This is a genomic window from Achromobacter sp. (assembly GCF_032102605.1).
Lineage (GTDB): Bacteria > Pseudomonadota > Gammaproteobacteria > Burkholderiales > Burkholderiaceae_B > Achromobacter.
Map to the genome: position 1 here is coordinate 44962 of NZ_DAMDGT010000011.1, position 13480 is coordinate 58441.

The 13480-nt window shown below is 68.2% G+C and carries 11 protein-coding genes; 6 read left to right on the plus strand and 5 right to left on the minus strand.

Going from position 1 to position 13480, the window contains the following annotated elements; all coding sequences use genetic code 11:
* Positions 1-76 precede the first annotated feature (76 nt).
* Complete coding sequence (locus tag RT614_RS22035; RefSeq protein ID WP_313624268.1) at positions 77-1210, minus strand: metallophosphoesterase; 1134 nt, start codon at positions 1208-1210, stop codon at positions 77-79.
* 193 nt (positions 1211-1403) lie between these two features.
* Here RT614_RS22035 and RT614_RS22040 point away from each other — a divergent pair, with 193 nt between their 5' ends.
* The 3 genes from RT614_RS22040 (at position 1404) to RT614_RS22050 (ending at position 4747) form a co-directional block, all read left to right on the plus strand.
* A complete protein-coding gene (locus RT614_RS22040; protein ID WP_313624269.1) occupies positions 1404-1934 on the plus strand; it encodes a GNAT family N-acetyltransferase in 531 nt (176 codons plus the stop codon).
* Between the two features lie 182 nt (positions 1935-2116).
* Positions 2117-3697 (plus strand): sensor domain-containing diguanylate cyclase, encoded by a 1581-nt coding sequence (locus RT614_RS22045; RefSeq protein WP_313624270.1) that lies wholly within the window; start codon positions 2117-2119, stop codon positions 3695-3697.
* A gap of 66 nt (positions 3698-3763) precedes the next feature.
* Positions 3764-4747, plus strand: a complete 984-nt coding sequence (locus RT614_RS22050) for a hypothetical protein (protein ID WP_313624272.1) — start codon at positions 3764-3766, stop codon at positions 4745-4747.
* A 39-nt stretch (positions 4748-4786) separates the two neighbouring features.
* Here the strand turns inward: RT614_RS22050 and RT614_RS22055 are convergent, their stop codons facing one another.
* Complete coding sequence (locus RT614_RS22055) at positions 4787-5806, minus strand: histone deacetylase family protein (protein WP_313624274.1); 1020 nt, start codon at positions 5804-5806, stop codon at positions 4787-4789.
* A 228-nt stretch (positions 5807-6034) separates the two neighbouring features.
* Here RT614_RS22055 and RT614_RS22060 point away from each other — a divergent pair, with 228 nt between their 5' ends.
* The 3 genes from RT614_RS22060 to RT614_RS22070 all read left to right on the plus strand — a co-directional run bounded on the left by RT614_RS22060 (position 6035) and on the right by RT614_RS22070 (position 10152).
* A complete protein-coding gene (locus tag RT614_RS22060; protein WP_313624275.1) occupies positions 6035-6550 on the plus strand; it encodes a sigma-70 family RNA polymerase sigma factor in 516 nt (171 codons plus the stop codon).
* A complete protein-coding gene (locus RT614_RS22065; protein WP_313624277.1) occupies positions 6547-7500 on the plus strand; it encodes a FecR family protein in 954 nt (317 codons plus the stop codon). The genes RT614_RS22060 and RT614_RS22065 overlap by 4 nt, the downstream gene beginning before the upstream one ends.
* Before the next feature lie 165 nt (positions 7501-7665).
* The gene (locus RT614_RS22070; protein ID WP_313624278.1) at positions 7666-10152 is read left to right on the plus strand and encodes a TonB-dependent siderophore receptor; all 2487 of its coding nucleotides are present in this window, start codon (positions 7666-7668) and stop codon (positions 10150-10152) included.
* 45 nt (positions 10153-10197) lie between these two features.
* Here RT614_RS22070 and RT614_RS22075 read toward each other — a convergent pair whose 3' ends face one another.
* The 3 genes from RT614_RS22075 to RT614_RS22085 are packed head-to-tail and all read right to left on the minus strand — an operon-like array spanning position 10198 to position 13447.
* On the minus strand, positions 10198-11223 hold the full coding sequence (locus tag RT614_RS22075) for a tripartite tricarboxylate transporter substrate binding protein (protein ID WP_313624279.1): 1026 nt from the start codon (positions 11221-11223) through the stop codon (positions 10198-10200).
* Complete coding sequence (locus RT614_RS22080; RefSeq protein ID WP_313624280.1) at positions 11172-12236, minus strand: NADPH:quinone oxidoreductase family protein; 1065 nt, start codon at positions 12234-12236, stop codon at positions 11172-11174. Before RT614_RS22080 ends, RT614_RS22075 begins: the two co-directional genes overlap by 52 nt.
* Positions 12236-13447 (minus strand): CoA transferase, encoded by a 1212-nt coding sequence (locus tag RT614_RS22085; RefSeq protein WP_313624281.1) that lies wholly within the window; start codon positions 13445-13447, stop codon positions 12236-12238. The genes RT614_RS22080 and RT614_RS22085 overlap by 1 nt, the downstream gene beginning before the upstream one ends.
* Positions 13448-13480 lie beyond the last annotated feature (33 nt).

Below are 13480 nucleotides of genomic sequence, written 5' to 3' on the forward strand. Positions count from 1 at the left end.
AAAAAAGCAGGGCCGAATCCTAAGGCAACGCGGCGGCGCTTGTCAATGCGCCGCCGTTGCGAATGCGCACGCGCCTTCAGGCCGGCGGGGCGGCGCGCAGCACGAACTGCGTGATTTCGGAAGGACGGCCAAGGCGGATCGGGAAGCCGGGCCACAGGCCGGCGCCATTGCTGACGTAGAGCTTCATGTTGCCCACCTGGTACATCCCCGACACGAAGCCTTCATTGGCCCATTGCGTCAGCAGGTGCGGACCCAGGATCTGTCCGCCATGTGTGTGGCCGGACAGTTGCAGGCTGGCCCCGGCCTGCGCATGCCGCACCGCGCCGACGGGCCGATGGCTGAGCAGGATGACCGTTGCGGAAGGCGGCACGCCGTTCATGGCCGCGGCGATGTCGGGCAGCGGCTGGTCGACGCGAGCCGCCGCGCTGTCCGTGATGCCGGCCAGCACCAGCGTCTGGCCATCGCGCTCGATGGCCATGTTCTCGTTCTTCAGCATGCGCAGGCCCAGTTTCTCGAAGGCCTGCATCCAGCCCAGGTACTCGGCGTAGTACTCGTGGTTGCCCGGGATCGCGACGACACCATGCGGCGCGCGCAGGTCGCGCAGCGGCTGCACGTCGGCGGCGCGCGCCGCGGTCGTGCCATCGACCAGGTCGCCGGTGATCAGCGTAAGGTCGGGGTCAAGCGCATTGGTGCGCGCCACGACGGCCTGCATCCAGTCGGCCTGCAGCAGGCGGCTGGCGTGCAGGTCGGTCAGGTGGGCGATGCGAAAGCCGTCGTACGCTTGCGGCAGGCCGGGCAGGGCGACTTCAATCGTCTTGACGTCTGGCAAGCGGACCGCCTGCCAGACACCCAGCGCGGACAGCACCAGAGAAGCTGCCGCGAGCCCGGCGCGCAGGCGCGTGCACGACAGCAGCGCGCGGCCCCGGCTGCGCGAAAACATCGACAGCGCCAATCCGGCGACGTCCTTGATGAACAGGAACAGGGCAAGCAGGATGAGCGCGCCGAACGCCCAGCCCAGCACCATCAGGACGGCGGCGGGCACTTCGGGCGAGGCCATCGTGCCGAAGAAGGTCCGGGTGACGAGATGATGTTCGGCAGCCAGGAAGATGGCTGCCGCCAGCAGCGCCTTTGCCTTGGCGGGCCAGGCAAGGGGCCACACGAAGCGCCAGGTGACATAGAGCGCGATGAGGGCGGTGATGACATGAAACACGTGGGAAATCCTGAGGGTTTGTTGTTCGGCCCGGTTCCGCGTTGTGCGCGTCGCAACGTTCACCGGGTATCCCGCGAGGGAGCGCTGATTAGACAACGGAATGCGTGCATGTTCCGTGACATGCGCCGCGGATCGGACGGTCCGCCGGCGCGGCGTAGAATCCGGCCGTTGTAATTCCCTGTCCGTTCAAATCATGCTGATTCGTCCCGCCCACCCGGCAGACGCCGCGCTGCTGCCCGCCATCGAAACGTCCGCGGGCGTCCTTTTTCGCTCGGTCCCGGGGCTGGAATGGATTGCGGACGACGACGTGTTGCCGGAAGCCACGCACTTGCGGTTGATCGCCCAGCAGACGGTGTGGGTGGCGCAATCGGAGTCGGGGCGCCTGTGCGGCTTCCTGGATGCCGAGCGGTTCGGCGATGAACTGCACATATGGGAGCTGGCCGTGGACGCCGGCCATCAAAGAATGGGTATCGGCAAACAACTGGTTGGCGCGGCGTGCCAGCATGCCGTGGCCTTGAATCTGTCCGGGGTTACCCTGACGACCTTCCGCGATCTGCCTTGGAACGCGCCCTGGTATGCGGGGCTGGGGTTCCTGCCTGAAGACGTATTGCCGGATTCCCGGCTGGCCGGTGTGCTGCAAGACGAGGCCGGTCATGGACTGCCGGCGCAACGCCGCGTCGCGATGCGCTGGCCGGCCCCCGGTGTCGCGCGGCAGGCGAAATAAGCGAAGATCGGCGGACGGGGAAAGCGTGGCAAGAAACGCCGACCCTATCCGCCGCGGCGGGGAAGCGCTGGCAAACCAAAAGATTGTTCGGTATTCTGGGTTCCTCCCGCGCCAGCCCGACCCGCGACGGCAGGCGTCCCGGAACCGGCGTGCGTACCGGACGGCGGCCGCCCCGGAGAATCATGGCAAGAGAACGCAAAGTGCGCTTGTTGACCGTATTGATTTCGCTGGCGGTGTTCAGCGTGGCGGTCGGCTTTTTCAACGCCATGGTTGCGGGCTATCAGGCGCAGAAGACGCAAGTCGTCAAGAACACGCTGGAATCCAACCTGGCCTACGCACAGAAGCTGGCCGACATCATCAACCTGTACATCCGCGCCGCCGACCGGCAATTGCTGGCCAGCGCCGACCGCATCGTCGCGGCGGCGCAAGCGCGCGACGCGCTCAATGGTGAACTGTCGGCGGTCACCGCCCGAATCGAGGGCGTGACGGCGGTCCTGTATGCCGACGGCAATGGCAACGTCACCGGGCAGTCCAGCGGCGGTCCAGAGCCGCTTGCCGCCATCGAAAAGCTCAGCGACCTGGGCGTGCGCGAACTGCGCGCGGGACAGTGGGTCAGCCCCTGCTGCCTGCTGGGCGCAGGGCTTTCCACGCTGACCTTGGTGGAACCCATTGCGGGCAAGCAGGGCGCGCCTGCCGGCTATCTGGCGGCCGTCGTGGTGCTAGAGCGCGGCAGCGGCCTGGATCGGCTGATCGGACAGCACGCCTATGCCGACGGCACATCCATCTACCTCGTCAACGTCGCGGGCCAGATGCTGTACCGCCATAGCGCCAGTGGCGCGCAGGCGGACGTGGTCAGTTCGGTCAAGGCCAACCTGTCGCTGGCATCCGGCCCGGGTGCGGCGCAAGTGCTGGGCTCGTCTGGCGAGCCGGTCCTTGCGGGCTACGTGCCGCTCGCCAAGGGGAACTGGGCGGTTGTGGTGGAGCGGCCGCTGGACCAGGCCTTGTCGCCTTTGAAGGACCTGCTGGGCGAGTCGCTGCGGTTCGCCATCCCCGCCGTGGCCTTGACGCTGCTGCTGGTATGCGCCTGCGCGTACGCCATCGCGCGGCCGTTGACCCGGCTGACCGGCGCGTTGGCCAGCCCGCGCGCGGCCGGCGCGCAGGCGCTCAAGGCCACCACCCTGAAGACCTGGTACGACGAGGCCGAAAAGCTGCGGCAGGCGCTGGCCGCCACCCTGGCGCAGCACCGCGACGAGGTCGGACGCCTGAACACCGAGTCCATGACGGATCCGATGACGGGCCTGCTTAACCGTCGCGCCTTGCACGAGCGCATCGACGGACTCGTGGCGGCCGGCGATCCGTTCGCGGTCATCGCGCTGGACCTGGACCACTTCAAGCAGGTCAATGACGTGCACGGCCATCCCACCGGAGACAAGGTCCTGGTGACGCTGACAAAGACGTTGCAGGACTGCGTGAGGGCGGACGACAAGCCCTTCCGCATTGGCGGAGAGGAGTTCGTCGTCATGGTGCCGGCGGCGACGTCCGAAAGGGCCGTGCAAACCGCCGAGCGGATTCGCGCGGCGGTCGCGGCCCGGCCGATGCCGGATGGCGTGGGCGCGGTGACGGTGTCGGTGGGTGTGGCGCTGTGGCCGCGGGATGGGGAATCACCTCAGGCCGTCGTCAAATGCGCCGACCAGGCGCTGTACGCGTCCAAACAGGCGGGGCGGAACAGGGTGACGTTGTGGAATGGGGGCGCCGGCGCCTGAATCGGGTGTCCGGCGTGCGGCGGCGTTTCAGGCCCTTGTGCGGGGCGTACAGATCTGGGGGTTGGCATGCGGGACGGGAAGGGGACGGCCGGGCGGCAGGCCAGAGCCATATCGGCAAAGCTGATCGCGGCATGCGCATGCGCCGCGACAGCGGGGGCGCACGCGCAATCGACCGTGCGCCTGACGGAAGACGATCTGCAGAAGCGCGCCAACGGCGTCCTGGCGCTGATGTCGTATTCCATCGTGCCGGACATCACGACCAGTTCCCTGAACATCCGTGGCGGCAGCGGCTCGACCTCGGGATCGACGGGCTTCTACATGACGCAGTTGGGGGGCGGAGACACGGTGTCGAAGTCGGTGCCCATCTACCTTGAGGGCGTCATCGCCGCCAGCCGCTACGACCCGACCTTTGTCGCCACGCAGGGCGCCGAGTCCCGCAGCATCCCCACCAAATGGAACAGCGTGTCGGCCACGGGCGGCGTAGGCTGGGACTTCAAACTGACCGACGAACTGAAGCTGCGACCGATCTTCAATTTCGCGCTGGGCAATGTCACCAGCGACCTGCGCGCCGCAAGCTGGTATGTGGGGCAGCGGACCGGCCGCGAGATCGACTTCCTGGATCGAGGATCCCTGAACGCCTACGGCCTGGGCGGATCCCTGATGCTGGACTACGAGCACTACCGTCCCGGCTATGAAGTGGATGTGGAACTGCGATATTCCGACATCCGGCTCCAGAGTTTCGACAGCTCGTCGGCCGTCAAGGGGAACGCCGTGGCGCAGTCGGCCAATCTTTGGGCGCGCTACCGGGCGCCCACGGGCATCACGATGCTGCAGCGGCCGCTGCGCTACGTGCTTGAGCTGACGCACTCCGAGTTCCTGGGCGACCAGCGCGGCGCCCTGGGCTTTGACCGCCTGACCGCGCTGGGCGCGGGCCTGGAACTGGACTCCAGCGCGTACGACATGATCATCACGCGCACGCGCCTGGTGGGCCGCTACGTCTTCGGCAACAACGTGTCGGGCTTTTCGGTGGGTCTGGCCGTGAGCTTTTGAGGCTCTCCGGCCGCACCCTTGGCGTTGCGCTCCGCGCGCTCAGGCGCCGGCCAGTCCCTTGAAAAAGCGCGTCGCGTTGGATTCCAGGCCTTCGATGTAATAGCCGCCTTCCTGCACGATCAGGGTGGGCAGATCCAGGCCGCCGACCTCGCGGCCAAGCCGTTCGAAGCCGTCCTCCGTCACGCTGACCATGGCTTGCGGGTCTTTTTCGAAGATGTCGAATCCCAGCGACAGCACCAGGGCATCCGGCTGGAACAACGCAATCGCACGGCGGGCCTGCGCCAGCCGGTCGAAGAACACGGACTCCGGCGAGCCGTGCGGCATGGGCAGGTTGATGTTGAACCCGTAACCGTCGCCCACGCCGCGCTCGTCCTCGAAGCCGGCGACCACCGGATAGAAGTTCTCGGGATCGCCGTGGATCGACACGTAGAGCACGTCGCTGCGGTCGTAGAAGATTTCCTGGATGCCCTGGCCGTGATGCATGTCGGTGTCCAGGATGGCCACTCGCGGATAACGCGACGTCAGCCGCTGCGCGGCGATCGCCGCGTTGTTCAGGTAGCAGAAGCCGCCCGCGGCGTCGCGCCGCGCATGGTGGCCCGGCGGGCGGCAGATGGCGTAGGCGCGGCGGTCGCCGGCCAGCAGCGCCTCGGCGCCGGCGATGGCGCACTGGGCCGACCAGTATGCGGAATGCCAGGTCTTGGGACCGACCGGGCAACTGCCGTCGGCCAGATACCGGCCGGCCTTGGCCAGCACCCCGCGCAGCGCGTTGGGCTCGCGCACGAACACGTTCGAAACCACTTCGCCGCCCCAGTCTCCCGGCAGCTTCATCCAGTCCTCGTGGGCGTCTTCGAGGAATCGCAGGTAGTCCAGCGAATGCACGGCCGACAGCGCGCCGGCCCCATGGTCGGCCGGCGCCTGCACGTCGAACCCCAGCCCGCGGGCGGCTTGCACCAGGCCGTCCAGGCGCGACGGCACCTCCTGCGGCGTGCGCATCTTGCCGCGCGAGAAGTAAGTCCGCGGGTGGTGGAGCTTTTGATCGTCGTGGAAGAAAGCCTTCATGCCTGGGATCCTCGGGGTTGGACGTCCGCGATACGCGCGGCGGCTGCACATAAGAAACCATGAATTCTTATCCAGCGGAGAGTGGCTGCTTATGGGGGATAACCCTGCCGGTCGCGGCTGAAAGCGAACGGGCCGCTTGCGCGCTTGCGCGTGCGGCGTTGTCACGAGGGCGGTTAATCGGGATAATTGCGACTGCTTCCTATTTAGATCATTCGCCTGCCCTCATTCATGCCCACCTCCGAGCAATCTTCAGACATCGCCGTGCAGCGACTCTACGATGCGCATCACGGCTGGCTGTTTGGGTGGCTGCGGCGCCGCCTGGGCAACAGCGCCGACGCGGCGGACCTGGCGCAGGACACGTTCGCGGGACTGCTCGGCGCCTGCCGGCGGCGGGCCATGCCGGATTTGCGGGAGCCCCGGGCTTATCTGACGACCATCGCCAAGCGCCTGATCGTGGACCTTTATCGGCGGCTTGCGCTGGAACAGGCCTATCTCGAGGTCCTGGCGGCGTTGCCGCAGCAGCACGCACCCTCTGAAGAGCAGCGCATGGTGGTGCTGCAGACGCTGCGTGAGGTGGACGCCTTGCTGGCGGCGCTGCCCGACAAGGTCAGGGTGGCGTTCCTGCTGTCGCAACTGGACGGTCTGACGTACGAGCAGATCGGTGTCGAAATGGGCGTCAGCGTACGTACGGTCAAACGCTACATGGCTGACGCCTTTACCCATTGCATCCTGGCGGCGGCATGAGCGCCGCTTCCGCGCCGATCGACCCGCGGATCGCCGGCGAGGCCGCCGACTGGCTGGTGCGCCTGCATTCCGGGCGCTTTACAGAGGCCGACCGCGTGGCGTGCGAACGCTGGCGCCAGCGCAGCGCCGAACATGACCGGGCCTGGACACGGGCCCAGGCCGTGCTGGCCAAGCTGGGCGGCCTGCCGCCGGGCCTGGGACGCGCCACGATGGATGCGACGGCGTCGCGGCGCGCCGGGCTGAGGGTGCTGGCCGGCCTGATCGTGGCCACGCCCGTCGGGTGGCTGGCGTCGCGTGCGGCGCCTCCGCAATGGACCTCCGATTACGCCACGCGCAGCGGCGAGCGTCGCCGCATCGAATTGCCGGACGGCAGCCTGCTGGTGCTGAACACTGCAAGCGCCGTGGACCTGGAATATGACGGTGAGCAGCGCCAGGTGCGGCTGAAGGAAGGCGAGATACTGCTGCGGTCGGCGCATGCCGTGCCCCCGGACCCGAGGCCCCTGCTGGTGCGCACCGCCGAAGGCAGCGCCCAGGCGCTGGGAGCCTATTTTTCGGTCAGGCAGCTTCCGGCGCGCAGCCGCGTGGCGGTCATCGAGGGGCGCGTACGGGTGCGGCCGCTGTCGGGGACGGCGGATGTGGTCGTCGAGCCCGGGCAGAGCATGGATTTTTCCGCGGTGGCTGCGCTGCCGCCGGTTGCCAGCCCGCATCCGCCCCAAGCCTGGCTGGACGGCGTGCTGTATGCGGACAATTCGCGGCTGGCGGATTTCCTGCAGGATCTGGCCCGCTACCGTCCCGGCGTGCTGCGCTGCGATCCGGAAATCGCCGATCTGCGGATCTCCGGCGGATTCCAGGCGGAGGATACCGATGCGGCGTTGTTGGCGGTATCGCGCAGCTTGCCGGTGCGGGTGGTGTATCGCACCCGGTACTGGGTCAGCGTCGTGCCCGCCTGACAGGACAAGACGCGCTTCCAAAAGCGCCGCGTTGAAGGCATTGCGCTTTCAGCGGCGGCGGTCCGGACCGGACGCAAGACGACGGTTCCACGATTTTTGTCCCCTTTTCGGCGCTCGTCCGACAAGTCCATAGAGCACCTTCGCTTGCACTCTGTCGGAATCAGCATGCCCTCAAGAATCAATCCTTTCGCGGCCGGGCCGCAGCGCCGCGCAGCCGCGGGCGCGTTATGCGCGGCGTTGGCGTTGGCGTCTCCGGTGTCGCTGGCGCAATCTGGCGCGCAAGCGCCGCCTGCCGCGGCCGCACTGACCCGGTTCGACATCCCGGCCGGGCCGCTGGGGCCGGCGCTCACCGCTTTCGCTGGCGCGGCGCGCATCAATCTGTCGTTCGATCCCGCCCTGACCGAAGGCCGCGCGACGGCGGGCCTGCAAGGCGCTTGGCCGGTGGACGAAGGCCTGGCCCGCCTGCTGGCCGGCACGCCACTGGCCGCGCGGCGCGATGGGGCCAACGTCTACACACTGCGGCTGCTGCCGACGGCAGCCACGGCCCTGCTGCCCGCCGTTCGGGTCGAGGGCGCGGGCGAGTCCGCGTATGGCCCGGTTGCGGGCATCGTGGCGCTGCGCAGCGCCACCGGCACCAAGACCGATACGCCCATCCTGGAGATCCCGCAGACGGTCAACGTGGTCACGCGTGACGAGTTCGCATCCCGCGGGGCGCGCAGCGTCGTCGAGGCGCTGGCCTACACGCCGGGCGTCTACGCACCGGGGGGCAGCACCGACCTGCGCTACGACAACATCTATCTGCGCGGCGGGTTCGGCGCGCGCAACAACCTGGACGGCGCCCGCCTGCCATTCGGCTCATACAGCTTCGGCATGTTGCAGATCGAGCCGTACGGACTGGAGCGGATCGAGGTGCTGAAAGGGCCATCGTCGGTGCTTTACGGCCAGAACAATCCAGGCGGCCTGATCAACATGGTCAGCAAGCTGCCGACCGCCACGCCCAGGCGCGAGGTCGAGCTGCAGACCGGCAGCTACGGCCGGGCGCAGGCGGCAATGGACCTGAGCGGGCCGGTCGACGAGGCCGGCGTGTGGAGCTATCGGCTGGTGGCGCTGGCGCGCGACGCGGCCCAGTCCTCGCGCTATACGGAGGACGACCGGACATTCGTCGCCCCGGCGCTGACGTGGCGGCCTTCCGCTGCGACGTCGCTGAGCCTGCTGGGCTTCTACCAGGACGACCACCAGGTGCCTCTGTATGGCAACCTGCCCGCGGCGGGCACGCTCTACTCCAATCCCAACGGGCGAATCCCGCGCGACCGATTTCCGGGCGAGCCCGGCTGGGATCTCTACGATCGCGAGCAATATTCGGCCGGCTACCTGTTCACGCACGCGTTCAACGACACCTGGACCGTCAAGCAGCAATTGCGCTACAGCCACATGCGTGGCGAAGCGCGCACGGGGGTCGGTTACCTGCTCAACCCCGTCGACATGCGGACGTGGTCGCGCACCATGACGCGCGGGCAGGGCACCGGCGCGACGCTGAACGTCGACACGCAGGCGATCGCGCGGTTCGGCACGGGGCCGGTCGGCCACGAGTTCCTGGTGGGCTTCGACTACCTGGACATGCGCGACACGTACAAGTTCGCCAACGTCATCGCCGGCGTGCCATCGCTTGATCTTTTCGATCCGGTCTATGGCCGGCCGCGCCCCGGCCTGCAAGACCTGATTCCGCGTATCGACGCGCGCCAGGACACTGAACAGACGGGCGTGTACGCGCAGGATCAGATCTCTTATGGCCGCTGGCTGCTGACGCTGGGCGGGCGTTACGACATGGCGCGCAGCACCACGCGCAACCTGCTGACCGCAGGCAAGGTGTCGCAGAACGACTCCGCGTTTACGGGTCGGGCCGGCCTGACCTACCTGATGGATAACGGACTGGCGCCCTATGTGGCGTATTCGACGTCGTTCGCGCCCACGGGCGGCACCGATTTTGAATCGAATCCGTTCCGGCCAACCGAAGGCAGGCAGATCGAAGCCGGGCTGAAGTATCAGCCGCCGGGCAGCGACAGCCTGGTGACGCTGTCCGCCTACCAGCTCACGCAGGACAACGTGCTGACCAGCGACACAACCCCCAACCGGCCGCCAGGCTTCCAGACGCAGACCGGCCAGATCCGCGCACGCGGAATCGAACTGGAAGGCAAGGCGAACCTGGCGCGGGGGTGGGACCTGATCGCGTCGTACGCGTACGTCGATGCCGTGGTGACCCGAAGCGCCAACACCGACATCGTCAACGGCGTCCCGGAGTCGCGCCAGGGCAAGAAGCAGTATTACGCGCCGGCGCATCAGGCGGCGGCGTGGCTGGGATACAAGGTGCAGGGCGGGCCTCTGCAGAGGCTGGGCCTGGGCGCGGGCGTGCGGTACATCGGCGCCGACTGGGGCGATCCGGCCAATACCTTGAGGATTCCAGCCGTGACGCTGGTCGATGCCGCCCTGACCTACGACTTCGGGCAGATGCAGCCGGCGATGCGCGGGCTGACGCTGGCCTTGAACGCCAGCAATCTGTTTGACCGGACCTACGTGGGCACGTGCGTGACGGCCACCGCATGCACCTATGGCGCGGGGCGCCTGGTGCTGGCCACGATGAAGTACGCGTGGTGAGAAGACATGCTGGGGCGCGGACCCGCCGGCGCCCCGCGGATCCCACTATTGCGGCGTGATCTGCGCCGCCTTGACGATATCCCGCCACTTTTCTCCCTCGGACACATTGAACCGGGCGAACGCGGCAGGGTCCGATCCCACCGGCTTGGCGCCCAGGCCCGCATATTGCGTCACGACGTTCGGCTGCTTGAGCGCGCGCGCGGCGTGCTCCGCCAGCTTGGCGACGATGGCCGCAGGCGTGCCTTTCGGCGCCCACAGGCCGTACCAGGTGCTGATGTCGAAACCGGGGAAGCCCGATTCCGCCATGGTCGGCACGTCGGGCAGTTCATTCACTCGCCGCGCTGTCGTGACCGCCACCGCCCGCAGCTTGCCGGACTTGATGAAGGGCATGGCCGACGGCATCGAGTCGAACATGAGCTGGATCTGTCCGCCTACCAGGTCCGTCAAGGCGGGCGCGCTGCCCTTGTAGGGCACGTGCTGCATCGGCAGTCCGGACCGCACCTTGAACGATTCACCGGCAAGCTGCTGCGCCGACGCTGATCCCGCCGAGCCGAAGTTCAGCGATTGCGTCCGGCCTTGCGCCACCAGGTCCTGCACGGTGCGCACCTTCGAGGTCTCCGGCACCACCAGCACCAGGGGCACGTCCGCCAGCTGCGTGATGGGCGCGAAGTCCTTGAACGCGTCGTAGCGCATGGACGCGTAGATGTACGGGTTGATGACGTGCAGCGATGCGTTGGCCAGGAAGGTGTAGCCATCCGGCGCGGCGCGCGCCACCAGATCGGCCCCGATCATGCCGCTGGCGCCCGGCTTGTTGTCCACGACGATGTTCTGCCCGATGGTTTTGGACATTTCGGCCGCCACCAGCCGCGCGACGATATCGGTGGGGCCGCCCGGCGGGTACGGGACGACCATGGTGATGGGCTTGGTTGGGAAGGCCGCATCGGCTGCTTGGGCCGCGAACGGCGCGCAGCAAAGGCTTGCCGCCAGCGCCAGGGCGGCCAGTTTGCCGAGACGCGGCGCTATGCGGGAGCGGCGCGGCCAGGCGGCGCGCCGGGGGTCGGGGGTAAGCATGGGTTTGTCTCCGTCGTTATCGTGATCGCCACCTTGCCGACGACTTGTCGGCTTTCCAGGGCGGCGAGTGCTGCGGCAAGACCGGTGATCGGATAGACCGCCGTTACAGCCGGCCGGATCCGCTTGTTGCGGGCCCAGTCGAACAAGGTGGACAGGGTCCGCTGCATCATCGGCGCGTGGACGTTGCGTTCGTCCACCGGCGTCCAGCCGATGTAGCGGCCGAAGAAAAACCCATGCAGGGCGATGTTCTTTACAAGCAGCAGGTTCAGCGGCACATCGGGTACGCGGCCGCTGGCGAACCCCACCGACACGATCCGGGCGTTGGCCGCCGCCGCGCGCACGCTGCGCTCGAACGCGTCGCCGCCCACGGCGTCCAGCACCACGTCTGCGCCTCGCCCGCCGCTGGCCGCCTTCACCGCCCGCGCCATGCCGTCGTCGGCCGGAAACGCGTGCATTGCGCCTGCAGCCAATGCCGCCTCTCGCTTTGCGTCCGAGCTGGCGCAGGCCAGCACCTTGGCGCCCAGCGCCGAGGCGATCTCCACCGCCGCCAGGCCCACGCCGGAGCCGGCGCCAAGGACGAGCACAACCTCGCCCGGTTGCAGGGCGGCGCGCCACAACAGTGCGCCCCAAGCGGTGCCGTACGAAATCGGGATGGGCAGGGCCGTCAGGAGGGGTAGATCGTGGGGCACGGGATAGACCGTGGCTTCAGGCACGGTCAGTCGTTCCGCGTAGCAACCCCAACGCGCCAGCGCGACCACCTTGTCGCCCGGCTTTATCCGTGTGACATTCGCGCCGCAGGCGACGACCCGGCCGGCCGCTTCCGTGCCCGGCGCGAAAGGCAGGGGCGGGCGGCTTTGGTAGCTGCCTTCGATCAACAGCTTGGTCGCGTGGCTGACGCTGGCGTGTTCGACGGCGATGGTGACTTCGTCGGGGCCCGGCGGGGGCGCATCGGGAAGCTCTCCGGGCCGGACGTCTTCGACCGGGCCGTGGCGGTGGCAGACCAGGGCGCGCATCAGCGAAACTCCTTGCTCGCGGGCGCCTGACGCAGCACGCCGGCTTGCAGCATGGCCTGGATGTCGGCCTGGGACACGCCCCATTCAGCCAGCACTTCAACCGTATGCTCGCCGATTCCGGGAGCGGCCCGCAGCGGCCGGCGCACGGCGGCGCCGGGTGCGCGGGCGTACGGCAGGGGAGCGCCTCCGGGCTGCGCCAGGGGTTCCAGCAGATCTATATGCGCCGCCTGCGGATGCGCGGCCAGATCGTCATAGTTCCGGACCCGCGCGTGCAACACGTCTTCGCCGGTCAGGCGTTCCTCCCAGTGCGCCGCTGGCCGCGACGCCAGCTGATCCGCCAGTTCGCGATGCAGGCGTTCGCGCTGCTCCATGCGCCCCGCGTTGCTGGACAGCGTTGGGTCGGCCAGCCACTCGGGCCGCTCGAGCGCGCGGCACAGGCGGGCAAATTGCTCATTGTTCAGCGCCAGGACGGACAGGCGCGCGTCGGCGGTGTCGAACACGCCGTTGGGCGCGCTGACCGCGCCTGCCTGGCGTTTACCTGCGATGCCGTGGGCCAGGATGTCGTTCACCTGCAAGGCGGCGCAGGCCTGGAACAGGTTCAGCCGCACGTGCTGTCCGCGGCCGCTGCGCGCTTGCTGGTACAAGGCTGCGCTGGTGGCCTGCGCTGCGTATAGCGCGGTGGCGATGTCCGCCATCAGCAGGCCGATGCGACGGGGCTCGCCGCCGGGCGCCTGGTTGGCGTACATCAGGCCGCTGTCGGCCTGCATGACCGAGTCCGAGGCCGGTGCGTTCGCATAGGGGCCATCCTGCCCATAGCCGCTGATGGACACGTACACCAGGCCCGGGCAGCGTTCGGCCAGGCTGTCGTAGCCCACGCCCATGCGTTCGGCGACGCCGGGCCGGAAATTCTGGATCACGATGTCGGCGCGCTGCGCCATGTCCGCCAGCAGGGCCTTGCCTTGCGGCTGGCGCGCATCCACGCAGACGCCGCGCTTGCCCACGTTGTAGGCGATGGACAAGGCGCTCTGGTCATCGCGCACGACGCCCACATGCCGGCCCCAATCGCCGTCCGGCGGCTCCACCTTCACGACGTCCGCGCCTTGCTGCCACAGGATCTGGGCGCAGTACGGGCCCGCGATCCCCTGGCTCAGGTCCAGCACGCGCAACCCGTCGTAGGGGCCGGTGGAAAGCTCGGGGGGCGTTGTCGGCATGGGGCTGCACAAAGGGAAGTGAGCAATGTGGAC